This window comes from Streptomyces sp. NPDC088354 (genome assembly GCF_044753585.1).
Taxonomy (GTDB): Bacteria; Actinomycetota; Actinomycetes; order Streptomycetales; family Streptomycetaceae; genus Actinacidiphila.
In genome coordinates this window covers 227580-248983 of record NZ_JBIVNJ010000001.1, presented here as the reverse complement: position 1 = coordinate 248983, position 21404 = coordinate 227580, and the positions used below count along the sequence as shown (strand labels likewise).

General features: G+C 72.6%; 29 protein-coding genes. 15 read left to right on the top strand and 14 right to left on the bottom strand.

Going from position 1 to position 21404, the window contains the following annotated elements; translation table 11 throughout:
• Nucleotides 1–11 precede the first annotated feature (11 nt).
• Together ACIP98_RS01195 and ACIP98_RS01190 are read right to left on the bottom strand one after the other, a co-directional pair.
• A complete protein-coding gene (locus ACIP98_RS01195) occupies nucleotides 12–527 on the bottom strand; it encodes a SigE family RNA polymerase sigma factor (protein WP_319660394.1) in 516 nt (171 codons plus the stop codon).
• A gap of 102 nt (nucleotides 528–629) precedes the next feature.
• Nucleotides 630–1007, bottom strand: coding sequence for a winged helix-turn-helix transcriptional regulator (locus ACIP98_RS01190; protein WP_401973090.1), 378 nt, complete (start codon nucleotides 1005–1007; stop codon nucleotides 630–632).
• Nucleotides 1008–1112: 105 nt separating this feature from the next.
• On the opposite strand from ACIP98_RS01190, the gene ACIP98_RS01185 reads away from it, so the two are divergent.
• The 6 genes from ACIP98_RS01185 (at nucleotide 1113) to ACIP98_RS01160 (ending at nucleotide 3585) form a co-directional block, all read left to right on the top strand.
• Entirely contained in the window at nucleotides 1113–1478 is a 366-nt protein-coding gene (locus tag ACIP98_RS01185) for a DoxX family protein (RefSeq protein ID WP_401973089.1), read from the top strand.
• A gap of 71 nt (nucleotides 1479–1549) precedes the next feature.
• On the top strand, nucleotides 1550–1795 hold the full coding sequence (locus tag ACIP98_RS01180) for a hypothetical protein (RefSeq protein ID WP_319660210.1): 246 nt from the start codon (nucleotides 1550–1552) through the stop codon (nucleotides 1793–1795).
• Between the two features lie 203 nt (nucleotides 1796–1998).
• The gene (locus ACIP98_RS01175) at nucleotides 1999–2556 is read left to right on the top strand and encodes a DUF5994 family protein (RefSeq protein WP_401973088.1); all 558 of its coding nucleotides are present in this window, start codon (nucleotides 1999–2001) and stop codon (nucleotides 2554–2556) included.
• A gap of 4 nt (nucleotides 2557–2560) precedes the next feature.
• Nucleotides 2561–2782, top strand: coding sequence for a hypothetical protein (locus tag ACIP98_RS01170; RefSeq protein ID WP_319660208.1), 222 nt, complete (start codon nucleotides 2561–2563; stop codon nucleotides 2780–2782).
• 241 nt (nucleotides 2783–3023) lie between these two features.
• Entirely contained in the window at nucleotides 3024–3380 is a 357-nt protein-coding gene (locus tag ACIP98_RS01165; RefSeq protein ID WP_401973087.1) for a PRC-barrel domain-containing protein, read from the top strand.
• Nucleotides 3381–3414: 34 nt separating this feature from the next.
• The gene (locus ACIP98_RS01160; protein ID WP_319660206.1) at nucleotides 3415–3585 is read left to right on the top strand and encodes a hypothetical protein; all 171 of its coding nucleotides are present in this window, start codon (nucleotides 3415–3417) and stop codon (nucleotides 3583–3585) included.
• 222 nt (nucleotides 3586–3807) lie between these two features.
• Here the strand turns inward: ACIP98_RS01160 and ACIP98_RS01155 are convergent, their stop codons facing one another.
• Nucleotides 3808–4032 carry a hypothetical protein gene (locus ACIP98_RS01155; protein WP_401973086.1) on the bottom strand — a complete coding sequence of 75 codons (225 nt, stop codon included), beginning with the start codon at nucleotides 4030–4032 and terminating at the stop codon, nucleotides 3808–3810.
• A 542-nt stretch (nucleotides 4033–4574) separates the two neighbouring features.
• Between ACIP98_RS01155 and ACIP98_RS01150 the strand changes: the two genes are divergently transcribed.
• The 4 genes from ACIP98_RS01150 (at nucleotide 4575) to ACIP98_RS01135 (ending at nucleotide 7588) form a co-directional block, all read left to right on the top strand.
• Nucleotides 4575–4778: a cold-shock protein gene (locus tag ACIP98_RS01150; protein WP_272118185.1), complete on the top strand. Its 204-nt coding sequence runs from the start codon at nucleotides 4575–4577 to the stop codon at nucleotides 4776–4778.
• Between the two features lie 376 nt (nucleotides 4779–5154).
• Nucleotides 5155–6693, top strand: a complete 1539-nt coding sequence (locus ACIP98_RS01145; protein ID WP_319660204.1) for a DEAD/DEAH box helicase — start codon at nucleotides 5155–5157, stop codon at nucleotides 6691–6693.
• A 55-nt stretch (nucleotides 6694–6748) separates the two neighbouring features.
• Complete coding sequence (locus ACIP98_RS01140) at nucleotides 6749–7060, top strand: SCO5918 family protein (RefSeq protein ID WP_319660203.1); 312 nt, start codon at nucleotides 6749–6751, stop codon at nucleotides 7058–7060.
• 180 nt (nucleotides 7061–7240) lie between these two features.
• On the top strand, nucleotides 7241–7588 hold the full coding sequence (locus ACIP98_RS01135) for a MerR family transcriptional regulator (RefSeq protein WP_319660202.1): 348 nt from the start codon (nucleotides 7241–7243) through the stop codon (nucleotides 7586–7588).
• 25 nt (nucleotides 7589–7613) lie between these two features.
• Here ACIP98_RS01135 and ACIP98_RS01130 read toward each other — a convergent pair whose 3' ends face one another.
• Genes ACIP98_RS01130 through ACIP98_RS01115 form a run of 4 tightly spaced genes read right to left on the bottom strand, consistent with a single transcriptional unit; the run spans nucleotide 7614 to nucleotide 12092 of the window.
• Nucleotides 7614–8876: an ABC transporter permease gene (locus ACIP98_RS01130; RefSeq protein ID WP_401973085.1), complete on the bottom strand. Its 1263-nt coding sequence runs from the start codon at nucleotides 8874–8876 to the stop codon at nucleotides 7614–7616.
• Nucleotides 8873–9664 carry an ABC transporter ATP-binding protein gene (locus ACIP98_RS01125; RefSeq protein ID WP_401973084.1) on the bottom strand — a complete coding sequence of 264 codons (792 nt, stop codon included), beginning with the start codon at nucleotides 9662–9664 and terminating at the stop codon, nucleotides 8873–8875. The genes ACIP98_RS01130 and ACIP98_RS01125 overlap by 4 nt, the downstream gene beginning before the upstream one ends.
• The gene (locus ACIP98_RS01120; RefSeq protein ID WP_401973083.1) at nucleotides 9661–11142 is read right to left on the bottom strand and encodes a peptidoglycan-binding protein; all 1482 of its coding nucleotides are present in this window, start codon (nucleotides 11140–11142) and stop codon (nucleotides 9661–9663) included. The genes ACIP98_RS01125 and ACIP98_RS01120 overlap by 4 nt, the downstream gene beginning before the upstream one ends.
• Nucleotides 11139–12092, bottom strand: a complete 954-nt coding sequence (locus ACIP98_RS01115) for a hypothetical protein (protein WP_319660198.1) — start codon at nucleotides 12090–12092, stop codon at nucleotides 11139–11141. Before ACIP98_RS01115 ends, ACIP98_RS01120 begins: the two co-directional genes overlap by 4 nt.
• A 269-nt stretch (nucleotides 12093–12361) precedes the next feature.
• Here ACIP98_RS01115 and ACIP98_RS01110 point away from each other — a divergent pair, with 269 nt between their 5' ends.
• Nucleotides 12362–13156, top strand: a complete 795-nt coding sequence (locus tag ACIP98_RS01110) for a hypothetical protein (RefSeq protein WP_401973082.1) — start codon at nucleotides 12362–12364, stop codon at nucleotides 13154–13156.
• Between the two features lie 11 nt (nucleotides 13157–13167).
• Here the strand turns inward: ACIP98_RS01110 and ACIP98_RS01105 are convergent, their stop codons facing one another.
• From ACIP98_RS01105 to ACIP98_RS01085, 5 genes are all read right to left on the bottom strand, one after another.
• The gene (locus ACIP98_RS01105; protein ID WP_401973081.1) at nucleotides 13168–13581 is read right to left on the bottom strand and encodes a VOC family protein; all 414 of its coding nucleotides are present in this window, start codon (nucleotides 13579–13581) and stop codon (nucleotides 13168–13170) included.
• A 51-nt stretch (nucleotides 13582–13632) separates the two neighbouring features.
• Nucleotides 13633–14370 carry a carbonic anhydrase gene (locus ACIP98_RS01100; protein ID WP_319660195.1) on the bottom strand — a complete coding sequence of 246 codons (738 nt, stop codon included), beginning with the start codon at nucleotides 14368–14370 and terminating at the stop codon, nucleotides 13633–13635.
• A gap of 155 nt (nucleotides 14371–14525) precedes the next feature.
• Nucleotides 14526–15776, bottom strand: a complete 1251-nt coding sequence (gene fmdA / locus ACIP98_RS01095) for a formamidase (protein ID WP_319660194.1) — start codon at nucleotides 15774–15776, stop codon at nucleotides 14526–14528.
• Between the two features lie 68 nt (nucleotides 15777–15844).
• Complete coding sequence (locus ACIP98_RS01090; protein ID WP_319660193.1) at nucleotides 15845–16465, bottom strand: AmiS/UreI family transporter; 621 nt, start codon at nucleotides 16463–16465, stop codon at nucleotides 15845–15847.
• A 45-nt stretch (nucleotides 16466–16510) separates the two neighbouring features.
• Nucleotides 16511–16795: a zinc ribbon domain-containing protein gene (locus tag ACIP98_RS01085; RefSeq protein WP_319660192.1), complete on the bottom strand. Its 285-nt coding sequence runs from the start codon at nucleotides 16793–16795 to the stop codon at nucleotides 16511–16513.
• A gap of 432 nt (nucleotides 16796–17227) precedes the next feature.
• Between ACIP98_RS01085 and ACIP98_RS01080 the strand changes: the two genes are divergently transcribed.
• From ACIP98_RS01080 to ACIP98_RS01065, 4 genes are all read left to right on the top strand, one after another.
• A complete protein-coding gene (locus ACIP98_RS01080) occupies nucleotides 17228–17659 on the top strand; it encodes a hypothetical protein (RefSeq protein ID WP_319660392.1) in 432 nt (143 codons plus the stop codon).
• 205 nt (nucleotides 17660–17864) lie between these two features.
• Nucleotides 17865–18416: a SigE family RNA polymerase sigma factor gene (locus ACIP98_RS01075; RefSeq protein WP_401973080.1), complete on the top strand. Its 552-nt coding sequence runs from the start codon at nucleotides 17865–17867 to the stop codon at nucleotides 18414–18416.
• Nucleotides 18409–18984 (top strand): hypothetical protein, encoded by a 576-nt coding sequence (locus tag ACIP98_RS01070; protein WP_401973079.1) that lies wholly within the window; start codon nucleotides 18409–18411, stop codon nucleotides 18982–18984. Before ACIP98_RS01075 ends, ACIP98_RS01070 begins: the two co-directional genes overlap by 8 nt.
• Nucleotides 18985–19100: 116 nt before the next feature.
• Nucleotides 19101–19775 (top strand): hypothetical protein, encoded by a 675-nt coding sequence (locus ACIP98_RS01065; RefSeq protein ID WP_401973078.1) that lies wholly within the window; start codon nucleotides 19101–19103, stop codon nucleotides 19773–19775.
• 16 nt (nucleotides 19776–19791) lie between these two features.
• Here the strand turns inward: ACIP98_RS01065 and ACIP98_RS01060 are convergent, their stop codons facing one another.
• Together ACIP98_RS01060 and ACIP98_RS01055 are read right to left on the bottom strand one after the other, a co-directional pair.
• Nucleotides 19792–20706, bottom strand: a complete 915-nt coding sequence (locus tag ACIP98_RS01060; protein ID WP_319660187.1) for a DUF4232 domain-containing protein — start codon at nucleotides 20704–20706, stop codon at nucleotides 19792–19794.
• Nucleotides 20707–20812: 106 nt separating this feature from the next.
• Complete coding sequence (locus ACIP98_RS01055; RefSeq protein WP_401973077.1) at nucleotides 20813–21028, bottom strand: hypothetical protein; 216 nt, start codon at nucleotides 21026–21028, stop codon at nucleotides 20813–20815.
• Nucleotides 21029–21404 lie beyond the last annotated feature (376 nt).

The window sequence follows — 21404 nt, the reverse complement described above, 5'->3', positions numbered from 1 at the left end:
CCTGCGACCGGTCAGGGTGAGGCGTACTCGCCGATGCCGTCACCGAGCAGCACCCGGAGCCGGCCCAGGGCGCGGTTGCAGCGCGTGCGCACCGCGGCCGAGCTGGCCTCCATCACATCGGCGGTCTCCTCGATGCTGCGGTCCTCCCAGTAGCGCAGGAACACCACGGCCCGGTCCTTGGGGGACAGCTGGCCCAGCGCGTCGACCAGGGTCAGCCGCAGGAGCGGGTCCGGGCCGGCGCTCCGCGGGTCCGGGAGGTCCGGGAAGACGTCCGTGGCCCGTTCCTTGCTGCTGCGGCGCCGCTGGTGGCTGAGGAAGACACGGGTGAGGGTGGTCTGGGCGTACCCCGCGGGATTGCCGACGCGGGAGACCCGTCGCCAACTGACGTACAGCCGGCCGAGCGTCTCCTGGACCAGGTCCTCGGCGAGGTGGGTGTCACCACCGGTGAGCAGACAGGCGGACCGGTACAGGTGCCCCGCCCGCGCCTCGGCGAACTCGGCGTAGTCCTTCGCCCGTCCCTGCCCCATCATGCCCCCGTGGTCGTTGACACCAGCCTCACACCTCACTGATGCGGTGGGGCCGCCGAAATGTTTCAGCATTTCTGGCGGCCGGTCACGGCGACGGCCGGTTCAGTCGGCCCGGGGGCCGTACGCGGCCCTGCTGGCCTGGATCTCCGCGTTGTGCTCCATGGCCCAGCCCGCGAGGGCCAGTGCGGGAGGGATGAGGCTCTTCCCCATGGCGGTCAGCGCGTACTCGACCCGCGGCGGGACCTCCGCGTAGGCGGTGCGGGAGACGAGGCCGTCCCGCTCCAGGTTGCGCAGGGTCAGGGTCAGCATCCGCTGCGAGATGCCGGGGATGTGCTGGTGGAGTTCGGTGAAGCGCATGCGTCCGTCGTCGAGCGTGGCCACCACGAGCAGCGTCCACTTGTCGCAGATCCGGTCCAGTACGGCGCGGATGGTCCGGCCGCCGTCCCCGCGGATCATGCACGTGTGCTCGTACTGCGACATGACAACTCCTTGTGCGTTGCTCACATCCGTGTGCCTTTTGTACGGCGCCGGGCGCCGGCCCATGATGTGGCCACTCGCGTTCGAGACCATCGTGTGGGAGCCATCATGCACGTCGCGTACTGGATCGTCGCCGGGCTCCTCGCCCTGTTCTACGTCTATGCGGGGGGCAAGAAGCTCCTTCAGACGCGGGAGCGACTGCAGCCCATGATGGGCTGGGTGGACCGCGTGCCGATGCCGCTGGTCAGGGTCATCGGCGGGCTGGAGGTGCTCGGCGCGCTGGGACTCGTCCTCCCGCCCCTGACGGGGGTGGCGCCCGGGCTCGCGATCGCGGCGGCGGTCGGCCTGGCGCTGATACAGATCGGCGGGACGGTCCTGCACCTGTCCCGGGGCGAGGTGCGGGTGATCGGGCTCAACATCGCCCTGCTGGTCGCCGCCGCGGCGGCGGTGTGGCTGGGGACGGTCCGGCTCTGAGGCCCGCCCGGTCCGGCCTGCCCGTCCGCGCCCTGGCGCCGGGGGCGGCGCGCGAGGAGGACACTGATCTCATGTCCCTACCCAAAACGCATAACTGCTCCTCCTGCTCGAACGGTGCCGGGCAGGGGGAGGTCCTCCACGAAGACCTCGTCGTCGGAGCACCGCTGTCCATGGAGGATCTCACCGAGGCGCAGCGCCTCGACCGGTTCGCCCGCAAGTACGCCCACGACGGTTGCCAGGTCAGAGAGGTCCGGCGGGTCCCGCACGACGGCCTGAGCGGCTACGCCTGGTCGGTCCGCTTCGTCGAGGGTTCCTGACGGGGACGCGGCGCGACCGTGAAGCCGGCGCCACCGCCGCGTAGGCGGCGCCGGGCCCTGTCCGCACATGCTTTTCGGCCCATGGGGCAGGAGTACGCTGAAAGCACCGGGAGCATTTCGCACACCGGCTTCCACGCGGGTGTCGTTTCTGGCGATCAACACCGCCGGGCTGCTGCGAGGCAGCCCGGGGACGGGTCCGCGTCATGACCATGCTCGTCGAACGCACCCCTCACCACGTCGCAGCGGGCCTCTCCGCCCGCCTGTCCCTCACTCCGCACACCGCGCTCCCGGGACAGCTGGACGGGGCCTGGTGGCCCCGGTCCCGTGACCTCGCCGTCGAACTCCCCGCGCTGTGCGCCACGCTGGACAGTGCCTGGGGGCGGATCACCAACATCACGGTGAACCCCGCCCGTTGGCCTCTCATCCCGCGCAAGGTGCCCGTCACCGGGCACACCGTGCACGTGGGCTGGTTCAGCGAGCAGGATCCGGACAAGGTGATCCTGCTGTCCCGGTCGATGGGCCGGTGGGACCTTCTGGTGATCCCACCCGAGACACCACCGGCCGCGGCAGCCCGGCTGATGACCGCCGCCGCGCTTCCGGGGAGCGTCCTGACCGCCGGCGCGCTGATGGCGGCCGAGGCCGCCACGGGCAGCACGCGGGACGTCCGCGGCGGGGAGGACGACTGGGAGACCGAGGGCGGGGCGTGCATGTCCCCCTTCGGGCCGTCGGCCGGTCCCCTGCCCGCGGGGTCGGGGAGGTGAGCCGATGGAGACCGTCGTCCTCGTCGCCGTGATCCTCGTCATGACCGGCGTCGGCATGTGGCTCATCCACCTGCTGAACGTCCAGCACGCGGAACGCATCGCCGGCCACCGATTCGGCGACACCCTGCCCGGCGTCGGCCGGCGACACCGCGGACGGGCGTCCGTGCGTGGCGGGCGGCCCGGGCCGCCGCGAGAGACCCGGGCGACCGCACGGACCTTCCGCTGACCGGTGGGGCAACGGGTGGGGTGCTCAGGCGCCCCACCCGGCGACCTGCCGCCTCGACCCGAGGGGACCGCACCGCCGTGAGACCACTGAGGAGAACATCCCCTATGTCTGGAATGTCTGCCTGGCCTACCATGAAGACAGGTCGGGGCACTCTCACGTGCGACCGACCCGGAAGGGCGGCCCCGGTGTGTACACGCCGGGGCCGTTGCGGCACCGCCGAAGCGCCCACAGGGAGCAGGGCATGATCCATTCCACTGACGTGCGCGAATGGCGCGACCACGATGTCGTCGACCCGAAAGGGCACAAGATCGGCTCGCTGGAAGCGATCTACGTGGACACCTCCACCGACGAACCGGCCATGGCCACCGTCCGCACCGGGCTGCTGAGCCGGCAACGGCTGCTCTTCGTCCCTCTCGACGAGGCGATCCTGGGGCCGGGCTACGTCAAGGTCGCACACGCCAAGGCGCTGGTGAAGAAGGCCCCTGCCATCGGCACGGACGACGTCCTGCCCGTCGAGCAGGAGGAAGCGATCTTCAAGCACTACGACCTGGCCTACCGGCCGGGCGCCAACGGCGAACGGCAGCTGGCGCGCCGCTGACGCGCATGCCCACAGCAGAGGGGACGCACGCCGCATGGCGATCTTCTTGTTCCTGGTTCTTCTGGCCGTCGTCCTCGGAATCATCGGCGTGACGGCCGGAAGCCTGTCCTACCTCTTGTTCGTCGGCATCGTGGTGCTGGTGGCCGACATCGTCTTCTTCGGCGTACGGTCCTTCCGGCGTGCGCGCCGCCACCCGCTCCGATGACGTCCCGCGATGCTCCGCGCCTCGGGCGGGACGGTGCGCGAGGGGCGCTGCGCGAGTGCCCGGCCAGGGGTTCGTACGATCCCGGACAGCACCGCGACCGCCGCCGCGGCACGGCCGGGCGCCGGCCGGAGAAGGGCATGCCGAAGCGTCAGGGGCGCTCCGGCCTGGCACGCGAAGGGGTGGCCCGACGGTAGTCGAGGCCACCGGTGAGAGGTCGCGCGGTCAGAGCTTGTGCATGCCGTAGTAGGGGCTGACGATGCGGGTCAGCTGGGAACCGAAGTCGACGAGCAGTGCCCCGCCCGCGGCCTCCTCGGCCATGACTTTTCCGAGGCCGTGCTGGTCGTGGGAGACACGGTCCCCCACGGTGAACTGCTTGAGGACCGGTTCGGCGGGCGCCTTGAAGGGGCTCGTGGGCAAGTGGCGCGGGGGCGCGGATCTTTTCGTCATTGCAGCCAGTATGCGTGGTGGGATGCCCGGCGCATAGGCTCGAACATGCGCCCGAATGATGGACAGGCAGCCGTACGGCACCCCGCCCCCCGCGCTGACCTGCTGGAACGGCCTCGCCGGCACCCGCGGGCGGCCTCCGCGGTGCGCGAACTCGTCCGCCTGCCGACGGCACCCGCGGGGTGTGCTCCGAGCGTGTCGCGGGGGCGTGGCGGGGCGGGCGGGGACCCGGGGGGCGGGGCGGAAAACCGTGTCCGGGCGGGTCAATATCTGTTGTGACGAAGAGAGAAATTCACGCGACGCGCGGTGAGGCTTTCTGGCACAACAGGCGGAGCGTAATTATCCACCGCGCACGGTCGATCGCTCCGTGCTACTGTCGAAGCAGTTGCAGTTGTGATACCCAAGAACTTCCAGTGCCTTCACCGGCCGCCATGCCGATGGAAGCACTGCGCATTTCCGGTCATTTCCCGGGCGGGGTCATCATCACAGCGACGCGGAGTCCGCACAGTGCGGATTCCGGGCACTGCCCGAAGGAGATTTGACACATGACGACTGGCACCGTGAAGTGGTTCAACGCGGAAAAGGGTTTCGGCTTCATCGAGCAGGACGGCGGCGGGCCTGACGTGTTCGCCCACTACTCGAACATCGCCGCCCAGGGCTTCCGCGAGCTGCTGGAAGGCCAGAAGGTGAGCTTCGACATCGCGCAGGGCCAGAAGGGCCCGACGGCCGAGAACATCGTTCCCGCCTGATCACCGCACGCGCAGTTCGCCGCTGGGGCCCGCACCAAGGGGTGCGGGCCCCGGCGTGTTGCCCTTCCGGGCGTGACCCCCGCGTCGCGCCGCGACAACCATCGGGGCAGCGGCATTCCGGCGGGCCGGTGAACCCGCCCCATGACGGATGTTTCCCTCGGCATCGCGCAGCGACGGCCAACGGGACGTACCGCACACTGCCCGCCCCGCATTCTCCCACCAGGATCGCGCCGACCCTTTCGGCGCCTCGACCCGTGAGCGTCCCCCGCCGGGTCGGATCCGATTTCGCTTCTTTTCCGGCCCGTTCTTGCGATTCTCTGTGCTGTTCATTGCCACAGAAATTCCTTGATGCGTGCCGCCTCGAGGAAGGTTCTTCATGAACCGCACACGTACGAACGACCGTTACACCCGCACCCGCTCCGGCGGTTCCGGCGGCACCGGCGGCAGCCGCTCGGGCGGCAAGACCTACAGCTCCAACCGCTCCGGCGCGCCGAGCCGTTCGGGCGGTCAGCGGCGCCGACCGACCGCGCCGCAGGGCGAGTTCGCCCTGCCGGTGACAACCACCCCGGCGCTCCCGGCCGTCGAGGCGTTCGCCGATCTCGACATGCCGAAGCAGTTGCTGGCCGCACTGGTCAGCGAGGGCGTGACCGTGCCGTTCCCGATCCAGGGGGCGACGCTGCCGAACTCGCTCGCGGGCCGCGACGTGCTCGGCCGCGGACGCACCGGATCCGGCAAGACCCTCGCCTTCGGCCTGGCGCTGCTGGCGCGTACGGCCGGCCGCCGGGCCGAGCCCCGGCAGCCGCTGGCCCTGGTGCTGGTGCCGACCCGGGAGCTGGCGCAGCAGGTCACCGACGCACTCACCCCCTACGCCCGCTCGGTGCAGCTGCGGCTCACCACCGTGGTCGGCGGCATGTCGATCGGCCGCCAGGCCGGTGCGCTGCGAGGCGGCGCCGAGGTCGTCGTCGCGACGCCGGGCCGGCTGAAGGACCTCATCGCACGCGGCGACTGCCGCCTGGACCAGGTCGGCATCACCGTCCTCGACGAGGCCGACCAGATGGCCGACATGGGCTTCATGCCGCAGGTCACCGAGCTGCTGGACCAGGTGCGTCCGGACGGGCAGCGGATGCTGTTCTCGGCCACCCTGGACCGCAACGTGGACCTGCTGGTCCGCCGCTACCTGTCCGACCCGGTGGTGCACTCCGTCGACCCGTCCGCGGGCGCGGTCACCACGATGGAGCACCACGTGCTCCATGTGCACAGCGCGGACAAGCACCGGGCGACGACGGAGATCGCGGCGCGCGAGGGCCGCGTGATCATGTTCCTGGACACCAAGCGCGCCGTCGACCGGCTCACCACGCACCTGCTGAACAGCGGTGTACGGGCGGCCGCGCTGCACGGCGGCAAGTCGCAGCCCCAACGCACCCGGACGCTGGCGCAGTTCAAGACCGGGCACGTCACGGTGCTGGTGGCGACCAACGTCGCGGCACGCGGCATCCACGTCGACAACCTCGACCTGGTGGTCAACGTGGACCCGCCGACCGACCACAAGGACTACCTGCACCGCGGCGGCCGCACCGCCCGCGCCGGGGAGTCCGGCCTGGTCGTCACCCTGGTCACGCCCGACCAGCGCCGCGACATGGACCGTCTCATGGTGCACGCGGGAATCCGCCCCCTGACCACCCAGGTCCGCTCCGGCGAGGCCGAACTGAGCCGGATCACCGGCGCGCGGACCCCGTCCGGCGTCCCGGTCGTCATCACCGCACCGGTGGCCGAGCGCCCGGGGCGCGGCGTCCCCGGCCCCCGCGGCCGGCGCGGCCGCGGCACGGAGAACCACGGCGCCACCGAGAACCGCGGGACCGGCCGGCCGGTGCGCCGCTCGACCCGGCGGTCCACCTTCGACGCGGCAGCAGCCTAGGCAACCGCCCTGCCGCCCGGTCCCGGTCACGTTCCCTCCCCACCTGTGAGGCACCATGCGCTGCGTCATCGCCCGTTTCGCGTTCGACCTGACCAAGAACGGAGTGCTGGCGTCGATGAAGGGCGTCAAGCCCGAACCGATCACGGGTGAGTCCGTGATCATCGGCCGCCGCCAGTACCCCGTGAAGCAGGTCGGCGAGGTCATCACCCGGCAGGACCGCCGCGACTTCACGGCCGCGGAGGTCACCCGGGCCATGACGCGTCTCGGTTTCACCTGCCGGGCCGCCGCCCCGGAGGCCTCGGCCGCACCCGCCCTCAGCCCGATCGAGGAGGCGTCGGCGCTGCTCGGCCTCCCCTCGCCGGTGTGACCGACGAGCTGAGCACAGGGCCCGACCGGCGCATGCCGGTCGGGCCCTCGCCGTGTCAGGGGTCCGTTCGAGCGGAAGGTCGCCACCGCTCGGGGACCGGAAAATGGTGTTGAATTTCCTCCGGGGCCCCGGCGCCGTGAGGCACCGGGGCCTCACGACGCGTCGCACAACGAGGTGAGAATGACCGAGGACACTCCGCTCAGTGATCGTCTCGACGACGACGACTACCCCGCGTACACCATGGGACGGGCCGCCGAGATGCTCGGCACCACCCCGGGTTTTCTCCGTTCCATCGGCGAGGCCCGCCTCATCACCCCGCTCCGCTCGGAGGGCGGACACCGCCGGTACTCCCGCTACCAGCTGCGCATCGCCGCCCGCGCCCGCGAGCTCGTCGACCAGGGCATGCCGGTCGAGGCCGCCTGCCGCATCATCATCCTCGAGGACCAACTCGAGGAAGCCCAGCGGATCAACGCGGAGTTCCGCCGCGCCGCCGCCGAGGAGCGGGGCGCCTCCGGCACCACCGGATGACCTCGGCGACGGCCGGGGAAACCGCTCAGGACGGCGCGCGCAGGGCGTCCACGGGTTCCATCCCGGCTGCCCGGAGCGAGGGGTAGAGGCCCGCGAGGAGCCCGACGAGGGCCCCGGCGACCGGGGCGCCGAGGGCCAGGCGGAGGTCCAGCACGGGCGTCCAGTGCTTCACACCCGCCACGCCGACCACGACGACCACGCCCAGGGCCGCGCCGACGACACCGCCGAGGAGCCCGATGGTGGTCGACTCCGCCAGGAACTGCCCGGCCACCTGCCGCCGGGAGGCGCCGAGGGCGCGGCGCAGGCCGATCTCGCCGACCCGCTCCATCACCGTGACGAGGGTGACGTTGGCGATGCCGATGGCGCCGACGATCAGGGACACCAGCCCGAGTACCAGGAACAGTCCGTTGACGTCGCCCTGGACTCCCTTGCGGGCCTTGGACAGATCCGGCGGGGCGACCACGGTCAGGGCGTCCTGGTGGCCGGGCGAGAGGGCGACCGGTGCCTGCCGGGCGACCTGCTGTGCGGCGCCGAGCGAGGTGTTGACCAGGACTCGGGTCACGTCCTCGAGACCGATACGGTCGGCCGCCGTGGTGGGCGGAAGGATCACCGAGGCGGACAGCCGCTGCTCGCGCCGGAAGCCGCCGAGGACGCCGATCACGGTGAACGACTGCCCCTCGAAGAAGACGGCCGGAGCCTCCCGGACGTCGTCGACGCCCAGGAGCCGGGCCGCCTGGTCGCCGAGGACCGCCACCCGCTCGTGCCGGGCGATGTCCCCGGCGTCGTAGAACCGGCCGGCGGCCATCGTGCCGCGGACCGCCGCGGGCAGCGACGGGCCGGCGGCGACCACGGCGAGGGTCTGCCCGCTCAGTTCACCGGGTGCGACCACGTCGTTCGCCCGTACCTGGACGTTCGCGGTGTCCTGGGAGTCCGACAGCGCGGCGGCCGACTCCACTCCGGCGAGGCGTTCCACCGCGTCGACGCCGGACCACCCGACCAGCGCGGGGTCGGTCGAGCCCGGCTCCGGGGCGGGCACGACGACGCTCACCGAGGTGGCGGTGAGGGCGTCGAAGCGGCCGACGATCTGGTTCGCGGCCGTCGACGCCACGCCGACCGTGATCACCAGCGTGCCGATGCCGAGCACCGTGCCCAGTGTGGTGAGGGCGGAGCGGACCGGGCGGGCGAGGACGCCGGCCAGCGACTCCGACCACAGGTCCCGCGGGTCGATGAAGGGGCGCTCGGGCCGTTCCCGGCGCCCGCGGCGATGCCCGCCGCGGCCGGTCGTCATGCGCTCTCCTGACTCAGCCGGCCGTCACGGATCCGCACCCGCCGGCCGGCCCGCCGGCTCACGGACTCGTCGTGCGTGATCACGAGCAACGTCATGCCCTGTGCCTGGAGTTCACCGAAGAGCTCCAGCACCGACTCGGTGTTCTCGCTGTCGAGGTTGCCCGTCGGCTCGTCGCACAGCAGCAGGGCGGGCTCGCCCATCAGGGCGCGGGCGATGGCCACCCGTTGCTGTTCGCCGCCGGACAGCCGCCCGGGCAGGAAGCCGAAGCGGTGCCCGAGACCGACCCGCGCCAGGGCCTGCCGGGCGCGGTCGGCCCGGGTGCGGCGCTCGCGGCCCGGCCGGGCGGCCCGGTAGGTCTCGGCGAGCATGACGTTCTCGTCCACCGTCCGGTAGGGCAGCAGGTGGAAGGACTGGAAGACGAACCCGATGCGGCTGCCGCGCAGCGCGGTCCGCTCCCGGTCGCCCAGGGCGCCGGTGAGCACGCCGTCGAGCCAGTAGTTCCCCGACGTCGGACGGTCCAGCAGGCCCAGGGTGTTGAGCAGCGTGGACTTTCCGGACCCGGAGGGGCCGACGATCGACAGGTGCTCACCGCGGCGGACCGTCAGGTCCACCTCGCGCAGGGCGTGCACGGGCGGTTCGGAGTCGAAGACCCGGCTGAGCGAGTCCAGCCGGATCACGGTGTCCGCGTCCGGTGCGTCGAGTGCGTCCGGTGCGTCGAGTGCGTCCGGTGCGTCGAGTGCGTCCGGCACGTCCTCCCGGGCGGCGGCCGGTACGGGCCGGCCCCTCACGTGCCGACCACCACGTGGTCGCCCTCGGCGAGCGAGCCGGCGTCCTCAGGGGTCACCGCGACCAGCCCGGCGGCGGAGAGCCCCACGGTGACGCGCACGTCCACGACCTTGCCGGCGCGCGCCACCGCGACCCGGGCCTGCCCGTCGGCGGACGTCCGGACCGCGACCACGGGCACGACGAGCACCGCCCCCTTGGAGGCGCCCACGTCGACGGTCACCTTGGCCGAGAGGCCCGACTGGTTCCTCAGCGGTCCGGGATCGGGGATCGAGATCACCACCGGGACCGGGGCGGAGGAGTCGGCGGGGACGTCCGGGGCGCCCGATCCCCCGTCGCCGCCATCGGCTTCACCGCCCTCGCCGGCCTCGTCCTTGCTCCCGTCCGCCGGTACGCCGGAACCGCCGAGCTGCGAGACGACGCCGTTCACGTGCGTGCCGTCGCCGGTCTCGATCCGTGCCACCATGCCCTCGCGCAGCACGGCCCCGTCCGTTCCCGGTACGACCGCCTGCACCACCACGTCGGCGCTGGTCACGGTGGCGACCTCGCCGTCCGGGGCGGCCCCGAGACGCGCCTTGACCTTGTCGACCCGCACCGGCAGGTCCGGCAGGAAGACGACCTCGCCCGCCGGGACCTTGGTGCCGTAACCGGCGTCGAAGGCGCTGAGCGCCGCGTTCGCCCGGTTCAGCTGCTGCTGTGCGGACCGCAGTTCCAGGGCGTGGGCCGCGTCGTCGGACCCGGACCCGGAGCCGGAACCGGCGCCGGAGGCCGTCCCGGTGGCGCCGCCCCCGTCATCGCCGCCCCCGGCCGTCGCGCCGCCGTTCCGCGCCGAAAGCAGGGCCAGTTGCGCCTGCGACACCGCCGCCTGAAGGTCGCCGAGTTGCGACGCGTCGGCGGCGCTGGGCTTGCGGGGCGTGTAACCCGCGCTCTCGTACCAGTGGTCGACCGCGGTCGCCGTGCCCTGCCGGTAGTTGCCGCTGACGGCTCCCGGGTCGTGGCCGAGCCGGCGCAGGGCGCTCTGCAACTGGCGGACGTCGTCGCCCGACATGCCCGGTCCCAGGGTGCGGTACATCGGCACCGGCCCGCGCAGCACGAACACCGGACGACCGCTGACCTGCATCAGCACACTGCCCTCGCGCAGCGTGGCGCCCTCCGTCGGCAGTTTGGTGACCAGTTGGGCCGTGGCCTGTCCGTCCCCGGAGTCGTCGGGGGAACCGACCGGCCCGGAGAGCGACACCGCGTGCGGAGCGCCGAACTCCACGCTGCCCTGCGTCACCACACGGGCGGTCAGCTTCTGGCGCACCACGGCGACGGTGACCGGACCGGCTTTCGGCGCCTGGTGTGCGGCGGCCGCGTCGGCGGGCGACTGCATCTGCGAACCCGCGAACCAGCCGCCCGCGCCCACGAGCGTCACCACCCCGACGATCAGCCCCACCGACCTGCCGCGGTTCGCCGGGCCCCCGCGTCCGCGCAGCGGGCTCATCCGGTGACCCCGGACAGGGGGTGCTCGGCGAGGGCGGGGAAGTACGCGGCCCGGAAGTCCTTGCCGCAGGCCAGGTCCTTCTTGGCGAGGCCGATCTCACGGGTGAGTTTCGTCAGGGCGGTGCTCTTGTCCAGGCTCAGCACGCCGTCCATCGGCATCTGCGCGCTCACCTGGAACTTCACCATGTCCCCGATGGAGGTGGGCTGCGTCGTCGTGACCGGGATGCCCTCACCGCGCAGACAGGACGCGAACTCCTGCGCCAGGGACACCAGCTTCGGGTCGCCGTCGAGCGCCTGGTGCGCCTCGCGGTCCTGCTCCTGGTCCGCGGCGGTCTGCCGGTCGATCTCGGCCTGCGACTTCTCCGGCCCGTAGGCCTTGGTGTACGCGTCCTTGGAGCACCCCGGGCCCATCTCCTTCTTGCCGCCCGCCACGCGCGCGCCGCCCATCGCCTGGTCGTAGGCCTTGCGTTGCGTCGGGGTGAGTGCGTTCAGATAGGCGTCGTCCGGGCCTGTCTCCTGCTTGGCGGTGTACGCCGCACTGCCCCACACGTTCGGGTCGTCCCGGTAGACGGCACCGGCGTAGATGCCGAAGCCGTACTTCTCCCGGAAGGTCTTCGCCCGTGCGTAGTCCTGGCCGTCGACCGCGTTGATGCCGTCGGCCCCGTAGTCCGTCACGTGCGGGGTGTAGGTGAATCCCTTCGCCCGCATGCAGGCGGCGGTGGCGTTCTCCATGATGTACGCCCGCCTGGTCTCCTCGTCCGCGTTCGCGGGAATCTCCAACTGGCCGCCGGACGCGGCCGTGGACGCGGCGGACGGCGCGGCTGCCGAGGACGGCGCCGCTCCGTCGGAGGAGGCGGCCGAGTCGCCGCCCTGGGAGCACCCGGACAGCCCCAGCACGGCGGCCGCGGCCACCGTCGGCCATACGCCGCGGGTCCTGAGAATGAGAGCCATGTCGTTCCATCACTTCGTTCGGAGACGCTCGAACGGGGAGGTCCACCCGTCGCTCTCCTGAACCCGGTGGACCGCCGGGCAGGGCGTATCCCCCGTTCGCGATGTGGCGCACATCACAGTGGCCGCGGGCATGGACGTGCCGGAGGAACCGCGCGCCGCCGGGCAACCGAAAGGGGGCTCCGCCCGGTTGAGGCGAGCGTGGGCACTGAGCCTGCCGCCGCGTACGGAACGCGCGGCGACGTCCCGGCCGGCGAAGGGGAGTGAGGCACATGCGCACCACGGCCGACGGGCGGTGGAGCGAGGCGGAGCGGGCCGTACGGCTCCTCCTGAGGGACGCCGTGCCGCGACCGTCCACGCCCGCCGACCGGCTGGTCCGGATCGCGCTGCGGGTCCGGCGGCGCGGACGGCGGCGCCGGGTGGCGATCGGTACGGCCGTCTCGCTCGCCGCCGCCGTGGCCGTGGCCGTCGTCGTACCGGGGCCGCGGTCGTCTCGGGCCGGAACGGACCGGGGCGTGACACCCGCCGCGCCGTCCTCCCATGCGGACACGGGCACAGCCACACCAACGGCCTCGGCGACCGTCGACGCCGGCCTCACGACCCTTCGCCTGCCCGGACTCGGTGGACTGACGCTGCAGGTGCCGCTCGGCTGGCACGCCCTGGAGGTCACCGACCCGCAGGGCAGTGTGGTCGGCTACGTCTCCTCGCAGCCGCTGAACGCCCCGGCCCACACCCTGTGCACCGGCTCCCCCGACGAACTGCTCACCACCTGCCGGCCCTTGGCGTCACTGCACCAGGGCGGCGTCCTGATCTCGTTCCGCAGCGATGTGACGGGCAAGGCGAGCGACGCTGTGCCGCTCGCGATGAGCGGCACCACCGCCGCCGGGAAGGGCTGCCGCACGCTGCTGGGCAGCGTGGGGACCACCGGCTGGGGCCACGGCCGGACGGCTCCTTCAGGCAAGCCCTTCGAGCTGCGGATCTCCGTCTGCGTGCGCGGCCCGGCGGACGGCACGCTCGCCATGGTCACCAAGGCCCTGGAGACGGCGTTCCCGCGCCCCGGCAGGTGACCCGGGCGCCCTCAGGAGCCGTCCTGCACGACGCCGCCGGCCTCGTCCGCCTCCTTGCACAGGCAGAACGGGTGGCCGGCCGGATCGAGGAGGACGCGGACGTTCTCCTGGGGCTGATGACCGGCCGGCGAGGCGCCGAGGGCGATCGCGTCGGCGACGGCGGAGTCGAGGTCGCCGACCTGGAAGTCGAAGTGCATCATCGGACGCTGCTGCCCCTCGGCGGGCGGCCAGACCGGGGGCCGGTAGTCGTCCGCCTGCTGGAACACCAGGTAGACGGGGCCCCCGGGCGCGACGACGACGGCCGTGCCCGGTTCCTCGTGCCCGATGGGCCAGCCGAGCAGCTCCGAGTAGAACCTCGCCAAGGCGCCGGGGTCCGGGGCCTCGATCGCGGTTCCCCACCACATGCCTTCGGTCCGGGATCGCACGGGCGCAGTCTGCCCCGGAACGGCGGCCCTGTCCATGGATGGGGCGCCGGGTCAGGCAGGTGCGCCGGTGAGCACCTGCACCTTCCCGGTGTCGAGCGAGTAGTAGGCGCCGACCACGGCGAGGCCGCCCTTCTTCACCAAGGGGGCGAGGTCCCGGTTGCCCCGCAGTTGATCGGCCGTGATCTTGATCTGTGCGCGGGTCATCGTCTCGACGGGGTCGGAGCCGCCCTTCTCGACCGCCTGTTCGTAGGCCGGGCGCAGGGCCCGGGAGATCGCCTCCAGGTTGCCGGGCAGCGCCGTGCCCCCGTGCATCGCCTTGTACGCCGCCTCGATGGCACCGCACCGCTGGTGGCCGAGGACGACGACCAGAGGGGTGCCGCCGGTCATCGGCCCGTACTCGACGGAACCGGTGACGACGGGGCCGAGCGCCTGCCCGCCGGTGCGCATCACGTACAGGTCGCCGAGGCCGGTGTCGAAGAGCAGCTCGGGCGGGACGCGGGAGTCGATGCAGGACAGGACCGCCCCGAAGGGCTCCTGCTTCATGGCGACGAACTCCCGGCGGTCGGGGTCCCGGTCGGGGTGCTGGAGGTTCCCGTTCACCCAGCGCTCGTTGCCGTCCATCAGCCGGTCGAAGGCCTCGGACGGCGTGCGCGGCCTCGACTGCCCCGGCGCGGACGTCATCGCGCTCGGCACAACGGTCTTCGACGAGCACGCCGAGAGGGCGCCGGCGGCCACCACGAGGCCGCCGGCGAGCAGCGCCCTGCGCCGCGGGAGTCCTGCGCTGTCCATCGGTTGTTCCCCTCACTGCCGTCGGAGCCGTCCGTACGTCTCGGCCACGGCGAATCCTCGGCCCGGTACGGCCGATCCGGCGGCAGGCACCGGCGGACGCGCGCTCTGTTAACACCGACGGCCCACGCACGGCGGCGGTGGGAACAGGAGTGGGGTCAGGTGCTGGTGAGGGCGGCCCGGCCGCGGTCGGCGCGCAGGGGGCCGGCGCCGGACGGGCGGACGTCGAAGTCGAACATCGCGGTCGGCAGGTAGAGGGAGCAGCAGGCGTTGGGGATGTCGACGATGCCGCTGATGCGGCCCTCGATGGGGGCGGAGCCGAGCAGGAGGTAGGCCTGCTCACCGCTGTAGCCGAAGCGCTTGAGGTACTCGACGGCGTTGAGGCAGGCGCGGCGGTAGGCCATCGTCGCGTCGAGGTAGTAGTTGGTGTCGGTGTCCTGGTCGACGGAGATCCCGACGAAGGACAGGAAGTCCGAGTAGCGCGGTTCGACGTTGCCGGGCATGAAGACGGGGTTGGTGGAGATGCCGTACGTCTCCATGCCGCCCTTGATCAGGTCGACGTGGAAGTCGATGAAGCCGCCCATCTCGATGGCACCGCAGAAGGTGATCTCCCCGTCGCCCTGGCTGAAGTGCAGGTCGCCGCCGGAGAGCTTGGCGTCCTTCACGTGCACGGGATAGAAGACCCGCGAGCCGCGCGTGAAGTTCTTGATGTCGTGGTTGCCGCCGTTCTCGCGGGCCGGGACCGTGCGGGCGCCCTCCGCCGCGATGCGCGCGGCGAGGCTGCCGGTGGCCGTGCCGGCGAGGGCGTTGGCGGCGTCCGGGGGGTTGGCGAGCGGCGGGACGCGCTGCGGGTCGGTGTCGATCAGCGACTGCTCGCGGGCGTTCCACCGGGCGAGCAGTTCGGCGGAGGGCGCGGTGCCGAAGAGCCCGGGGTGGGTGATGCCGGTGAAGCGGATGCCGGGAAGGTGCCGGGAGACCGCCTGCTGGCCGTGGAAGTCCCACACGGCCTTGTACGCGTCGGGGAAGTAGTCGGTCAGGAAACCGCCGCCGTTGGCCTTGGCGAAGATGCCGGTGTAGCCCCAGCCCTGGCCGGCCGCGTCCCCGGTCTGCTGGGGGACGGGGCCGAGGTCGAGGATGTCGACGACGAGCAGGTCGCCGGGTTCCGCGCCCTCGACGCCGATCGGGCCGCTGAGCATGTGCGGAACGGTCAGGTCGATGTCGCGGACGTCGTTGGCGGAGTCGTTGTTGCCGATCTGGCAGTCGGTCCAGTCACGGCACTCCATCCGGAACTCGGACCCGGGTTTCACCATGGCGACGTTCGGGACGTCGGGATGCCACCTGTTGTGTCCTGGCGTGGCCTGCTCCCGCATCGACTTGGTCTGGTCGATGCTGAAAACTACGTCGGGCATGACAGCCTCTCCTCGTCTTTCTTCGGATCCGTTGGGGTCCGGGTGGGGGTGGGTCGGGGTGGGTCGGGTCAGGTCGCCTCTCCGGCGATCCGGGCCGCCTGCCGCGATTTCCGGGTCAGCGGCCACAGCACGCCGAACACCACGACGGCGAACGCGCCCAGGGCGATGGCGATCTCCGTGGTGTGCTTCCAGTAGCCGGACAGCAGCAGCGCCGCGGGAATCACTCCGGTGACCCAGCCCTCGATGGCCGTGACCCAGCCCACGTAAACCGTGAGTTCCGTCCGCCGGAGACCGAACAGCAGGAAGAACAGGCCCCACAGGAACGACCAGTACAGCCAGATCACGCCGAAGGGGTAGTCCTTCAGGAGGTGGAAGTTGGCGAACGAATACCCCAGGGCCACCACCGCGACGAACAGCGAGTAATAGCCGACGCAGATGTTGTCCATGCCGGCGAGCAGGACGATGCCCACGTAGAGGTAGGTGAATCCGAACAGATAGATGCCGGACGCCGAGAGAATCTTGTCCGGGTCATTGCCGGACGTGAAGATGAGGTAGGTCGGGGTGAGGACCTGCAGTGCGCCGATGAAGAGGTTGAACACCGCCGCGGACCTGGGGTCGGCTTTTCCCAACAGCAGCAGGCCGTTCATGAACAGGACCGCACCGACGAAGAGCAGTCCCACGTTGGCCACGGGGACGCACCTCCTGGGTACGCGGAAGGACGGGACTTCGCCCGGTCAGGGCCGGGGCAGCCGCGAGAGCGCGGGATGCGGGGCCGGCTCGGGCCGGCGGCGCAGGCGGGACGGCACGGCGGACACGACGTCCGGGGCCTCGCGGGAGCGCTCCTCCCGCTCCCTGAGGGAGGCGGCCGACGGCGGCGTCATGGCGAGCGAGGGGGCGGAGAAGACCCGCCGCGCCGGGCCCGCGCACGCGGGGCAGCCGTGACCGCCGGGAGCGGTGCCGATCGCAAGCTTGACCTCGAAGGAACCGCAGTGGTCGCAGAAGTATTCATAGGTCGCCATGCAGTTGCCTCCGTGAAACGGCGCACTTCGGCCGACCTCGGCGTCCGCGCCCATTTCCGCGGCGCCCGCCGGGGAACGATCCCTCATTCCAGGAGACGCCACGGCAACACCGTTGTCAAGGTGACTCAGGGGGATTGTGGGAACGACCGGAGTCCCCATTTCCCGGGACTTTCGGCCCTGTTCACGACCGGGCGCCGTGGCTCCGGGTGACCGGCCCCGTACATTCCGCCGCCCCTCGCGCCGGGCACAGCGCGCCGATGCCGCGCACCTTGTGAGGCGATTCACTGCCCTTCTCCTGGACGCCCACCACCGGCGGATTTAGCGTCGGTGTCCGGCCGCCTTTCCCGAGAAATGCGGCGGCAACGGCGTGCAGAACACCGGAGAACGCCGGAGAAACGCCGGAGAGCACTGGAAGGGCGGAGAGACGTGACGATGGACGCCGTGTGGGTACGGGGTGTGACGGGCATTCAGCTGCACCACGTGACCGACCTCCAGGACGCCGGCCGGTTCCTCGGCAACGCCGCCATGGCGCTGCGGGCCGCCCACGTACGGACCGGGGCCGACCACTACGCCGGCATCGCCGCCGAGCTCAAGGCGCTCGTGACGCGGGTACGGGAGCTGGAGGAGGACGCCCGCTCCGCCATGCGGGAGCTGCACGCCACCGACCCGGAGCGGTTCGCCCGCTGCCGTGAGGGGCACGAGCCGTGGCCCGGCGAGATCGAGGCGGGCTTCATCCCCCGCCACACGTGCCGGGACGAGTGCCTGTACCACGACCACGGGGTGCTGGCGGCGATCACCCAGTGCACCTGCGGCCGGCCGCCCTGCCAGGCCTGCGAGATCGGCGGGCAGCCCGCCGCGAACTGATCCCGCGCGGGACCGACCCCGTGCCGACCCACCCACCCCGTGCTGACCGGCGCCGACCGCGTGCCGAGGGCCCCGGCCGTGAAGCGGTCGGGGCCTTCGCCGTACCCTGGGCCGCTTGAAGCCGTGCGGGCCCGGTCGGCACCATGGGCGCCGCATCGTCGATCATGCGGGGGCGCGGGCCGCGGCATGGGACCGGGAAAGAGGCATGCGACTGCCCGAGAACCTGCCGGGACGCGGTACGGAGGAGGCCGACTTCGACGCCTTCTACAGCGCGAGCGTGGGCCGTCTCATCGGCCAGTTGTACGCGATGACGGGCGACCTCGCGGAGGCGCAGGACGTCGTGCAGGAGGCCTTCGCCCGTGCGTGGGAGCGGCGGGCCGAGCTGGACCTGGACGGCGCGCCCGAGGCGTGGGTGCGGACCGTGGCGTGGCGGCTGGCCGTCAGCCGGTGGCGGCGGATGAGAAGCGCGCTGGCCCTCGCCCGCCGGCAGGGTCCCCCGGCCGCGGTGCCGCCGCCCGAGCCGCACCACGTGGTGCTGGTCGAGGCGCTGCGGCGGATTCCCGAGGCGCAGCGGCGGGCGGTGGTGCTGCACCACCTGTGCGATCTGTCGGTGGAGCAGGTGGCGGCCGAGACCGGGACGCCGGTCGGTACCGTCAAGGTGCATCTGAGCCGGGGGCGGGCGGCCCTCGCGCGCCTGCTGGAACACACGGACCTGGATCCCCGGGCCGACCGGTTGCCGGAGGGGAAACGTGGCTGACGAGACCGAACTGGGCAGACGCCTCGCCGGGCTGGCCGAGTCGGGGCAGGGCCTCGCCGTGCCGCTCGCCGCGCACCAGGTGCGGGCGCGCGGTGAGCGGCGGCTGCGCCGCAGGCGGACGGCCGCGGCGGGCGGCGTCGCCCTGCTCGCGTGCGCACTGGTCGCGGGCGGCGTGACGCTGGCCGGGTCCGTCCCCGGGCCCCGGCCCGCCGCCGTCACCCCGGCGCCGGCTCCCCCGCCCTTCACCACTCCCTCGCCCGCCCCGGACGAGGAGTACGCCGCCGAACTGGGCCGCGTCTACGACGCGGTGGCCCAGGGCGACTCGGTGCGCGTCACGGTCGAGCAGCTCCGGGCGGGCCCGGGCGGCACGACGCCCACCGGGGTCGTCCACACCCTCACGCTGCCCGGCGCGACCCTGGTCGAGGCGCGCCTGCTCTCCGGCGGTCACCGTTCGGACCTGCGCCTGTCCGAACTGGTCCGCCGGCTGGCCGGCGGCCCGCGGTGGACGTTCGCGATCGACTACGACACCGAGGGCCGGGTCGTGTCGCTGCGCGAGGCGGAGGAGTGACGGCCCGCCGGGGCGGCTTTACGACGTCGTGACCTCCGGGGTGTAACCGCCGCGGCGGGCCCGTGCGTAGAGGCCGTGTACGTATCCCGATCACCGAACCGATGGGACACCGCACGATGTTCACCTCACACCGCCGGAGCGCCGCCTGGGCCGGCACCCTGGCCGCCCTCACCTGCCTTGCGCTCAGCGCCTGTTCCGGTGCAGGCTCCGGCTCCGGTGCCGCCGACAGGCAGGGCGTCGCCGGCGACCCGTCAGGCACCTCCGCGCCGGCCGCGCCCTCCGCCGTGGCGTCGACCCCGGGGGTCCCGCAGGCGTCGGAACCGGTCTCCCCGGTGGCGTCCGTCCCCCCGGCGTCCGCACCGCCCTCCGTGGTCGCCTCCGCCCCGCCGGCCGACGCGCCGCCCTCCGTAGTGGCGTCCGTCCCCCCGGCCGACGCGGCGCGCTGGGCCGGCACCAAGCAGTTCGTGCAGATGCAGAACGCATGGACCACCGGCGGGCGGACCTACCTGTCCGTGCGGTCCGCCCGTAAGGCGATCTCCACCGAGCCGACCGAGGCCATGGGGATCATTCCGAGCCGAGGGCCCTACGTCACCGTCCCTCTGGCCCCGGACGGCCGCGTCCTGCTGTCGGTCCCCCTGGGGGACGACTCCGTTCCCGCCTCCTACTCGGCGGCCGAGTTCGTCAAGCGGCTGACGGCCCGGTCGCCGTCCTTCCGGGAGGGGCTCGGCTACGACCTCAGCTTCGACGCGCAGGGCCGCGTCGTCAGACTGCAGTCGCTCTACACCCCGTGACAGCGCGACCCCGCGCTCAACGCCACGCGTCGATCGCGGACTTCTGCCACGCGCTCACGCCGAGCTTCCCGGTCGTGCCGAGGTCGAGTTCCGGCGTCACCATCACGGGGCTCGCGCCGGGCTCGGCGAAGACCCGGACGTAGGGAGCGTTGACGGGGTCGCCGAAGGTGACGGTGTTGCGCCAGATCAGCCCGGCGGAGGCGGTCTCGCCGGGCTGGAGGGTCACAGGGCGGGGCGGGTCGTCGAAGCCGGTGGTCACGGAGCGGGTCTCACTGCCGTGGAGGATCCTGATGCCGGTGACGGGCCGGTGGGCCGCGTCGAGGAGCTGCAGTCGCGGGTAGCCCTCGACGCGGTGGGGGGCCTGCGAGCAGTTCTCCAGGTGCAGCCCCACGACCCGCAGTCCCATGGCGGCGTCGCCCCGGTCGGCGGTGACGCGCACGCCGGAGGACGGGCAGGATCCGGCCGGCGCGGGCGCCTCGTCCGTCGGGACGCTGCGGACCTGGAGGACCTTGACGTACAGGGGGAGGTCCGCACTCCGTACGCCGCCGGCGGCGAGGTCCACCGGCCGCCTGACGGTGCGGCCGGGAGCGACCGCCGCGACGGTCTGCTCGGTACTGTCCATCGCCGCTCCGGAGGCGGTCGAGAAGGAGAGGGTGACGGTGTAGGTGAAGGGTTCCGACCCGTGGTTGGTGACCTGGAGCGCCGGACCGCAGGACGGCGACGCCACGTCCGAGCCCACGATGCCGACGCCTTCCGTCCCGTCCTCCCCGGTGGCACCGGTGGCACCGGCGGTCGCCGGTGCGGGCCGGCACGACGGCCCGGCCGCCCGCGGGACGCCGCCGCCGGGGATACCGGCCGACCGCGTTCCGCAGGCCGTGAGGACCAGGACGCCCGCCAGCACGGCAGACACGGTGAGGGGAAGGGTGCGCATCCGCCCACCCCATCAGGGCGGCGCCGTACCGACCGTGGTGGAGGCCACAGTTCCGGTAACGCCCTCGTCACAGAGCGGGCCGGACGGCCTGAGCCGCCGCGCCGCGTCAGCGGGCGGCGGCGCTGTCGATCCAGGCGACGACGGCGCTGACCGTGGCGTCGTCGAGACTCCGGGCGAGAACACGGACGGCGGTGCTGTCGCCGGGGAGCGGAGGGACGCCCGCAGCGATGAGGGCGGCGTGGAGGTCGACCCAGCGGGCGTCGACGGCGGAGAGGGCAGGGGTGATGTCGTGCGACCGCAGCGGAGCATCGAGAAGGCTCATGGTGTTTCCCCTCGGATCTCGGACGGAATCGACCGGACTTGCCCTGCAGGACTGCCGCCGGGGAAGCGCCGGTTGCGTTCCGGGACCCGGCTTCACCCGTCCGGCCCAGGAACCGCGGTCAGCGGGCGGATTCCTCGTACCGCAGGAGCCGGCGCCCGTGCCGACCGCGGCGTCGAGGGCGGAGCGGTACGGCAGGGAGCCGGTGCTGACGCGGCGGATGCCCGGAGCCGAGCTCGGCAAGGGAAAGGCCGGGCACGACGGGGACGTTGACGGGGACCGGGATCTGCGCGGCCGTCGCCGCGGCTCCCCGGGATCGGTCGCGCCGGGTACGAGGACGCCGTCGGCGCCCGCCTCGGCCCTTTCCGCGGACCGGTCG

Bases quoted from the DNA above. Each gene is read 5' to 3' on its own strand.
- ACIP98_RS01175 (WP_401973088.1), top strand. From the start codon at position 1,999: ATGACCATGCTCGTCGAACGCACCCCTCACCACGTCGCAGCGGGCCTC.
- ACIP98_RS01130 (WP_401973085.1), bottom strand. From the start codon at position 8,876: ATGACGACCGGCCGCGGCGGGCATCGCCGCGGGCGCCGGGAACGGCCC.
- ACIP98_RS01195 (WP_319660394.1), bottom strand. From the start codon at position 527: ATGGGGCAGGGACGGGCGAAGGACTACGCCGAGTTCGCCGAGGCGCGG.
- ACIP98_RS01080 (WP_319660392.1), top strand. From the start codon at position 17,228: ATGGACGCCGTGTGGGTACGGGGTGTGACGGGCATTCAGCTGCACCAC.
- ACIP98_RS01160 (WP_319660206.1), top strand. From the start codon at position 3,415: ATGGCGATCTTCTTGTTCCTGGTTCTTCTGGCCGTCGTCCTCGGAATC.
- ACIP98_RS01075 (WP_401973080.1), top strand. From the start codon at position 17,865: ATGCGACTGCCCGAGAACCTGCCGGGACGCGGTACGGAGGAGGCCGAC.
- ACIP98_RS01155 (WP_401973086.1), bottom strand. From the start codon at position 4,032: ATGACGAAAAGATCCGCGCCCCCGCGCCACTTGCCCACGAGCCCCTTC.
- ACIP98_RS01120 (WP_401973083.1), bottom strand. From the start codon at position 11,142: ATGAGCCCGCTGCGCGGACGCGGGGGCCCGGCGAACCGCGGCAGGTCG.
- ACIP98_RS01085 (WP_319660192.1), bottom strand. From the start codon at position 16,795: ATGGCGACCTATGAATACTTCTGCGACCACTGCGGTTCCTTCGAGGTC.
- ACIP98_RS01110 (WP_401973082.1), top strand. From the start codon at position 12,362: ATGCGCACCACGGCCGACGGGCGGTGGAGCGAGGCGGAGCGGGCCGTA.
- ACIP98_RS01055 (WP_401973077.1), bottom strand. From the start codon at position 21,028: ATGAGCCTTCTCGATGCTCCGCTGCGGTCGCACGACATCACCCCTGCC.
- ACIP98_RS01185 (WP_401973089.1), top strand. From the start codon at position 1,113: ATGCACGTCGCGTACTGGATCGTCGCCGGGCTCCTCGCCCTGTTCTAC.
- ACIP98_RS01180 (WP_319660210.1), top strand. From the start codon at position 1,550: ATGTCCCTACCCAAAACGCATAACTGCTCCTCCTGCTCGAACGGTGCC.
- ACIP98_RS01135 (WP_319660202.1), top strand. From the start codon at position 7,241: ATGACCGAGGACACTCCGCTCAGTGATCGTCTCGACGACGACGACTAC.
- fmdA (WP_319660194.1), bottom strand. From the start codon at position 15,776: ATGCCCGACGTAGTTTTCAGCATCGACCAGACCAAGTCGATGCGGGAG.
- ACIP98_RS01165 (WP_401973087.1), top strand. From the start codon at position 3,024: ATGATCCATTCCACTGACGTGCGCGAATGGCGCGACCACGATGTCGTC.
- ACIP98_RS01060 (WP_319660187.1), bottom strand. From the start codon at position 20,706: ATGCGCACCCTTCCCCTCACCGTGTCTGCCGTGCTGGCGGGCGTCCTG.
- ACIP98_RS01100 (WP_319660195.1), bottom strand. From the start codon at position 14,370: ATGGACAGCGCAGGACTCCCGCGGCGCAGGGCGCTGCTCGCCGGCGGC.
- ACIP98_RS01190 (WP_401973090.1), bottom strand. From the start codon at position 1,007: ATGTCGCAGTACGAGCACACGTGCATGATCCGCGGGGACGGCGGCCGG.
- ACIP98_RS01170 (WP_319660208.1), top strand. From the start codon at position 2,561: ATGGAGACCGTCGTCCTCGTCGCCGTGATCCTCGTCATGACCGGCGTC.
- ACIP98_RS01145 (WP_319660204.1), top strand. From the start codon at position 5,155: ATGAACCGCACACGTACGAACGACCGTTACACCCGCACCCGCTCCGGC.
- ACIP98_RS01065 (WP_401973078.1), top strand. From the start codon at position 19,101: ATGTTCACCTCACACCGCCGGAGCGCCGCCTGGGCCGGCACCCTGGCC.
- ACIP98_RS01140 (WP_319660203.1), top strand. From the start codon at position 6,749: ATGCGCTGCGTCATCGCCCGTTTCGCGTTCGACCTGACCAAGAACGGA.
- ACIP98_RS01115 (WP_319660198.1), bottom strand. From the start codon at position 12,092: ATGGCTCTCATTCTCAGGACCCGCGGCGTATGGCCGACGGTGGCCGCG.
- ACIP98_RS01150 (WP_272118185.1), top strand. From the start codon at position 4,575: ATGACGACTGGCACCGTGAAGTGGTTCAACGCGGAAAAGGGTTTCGGC.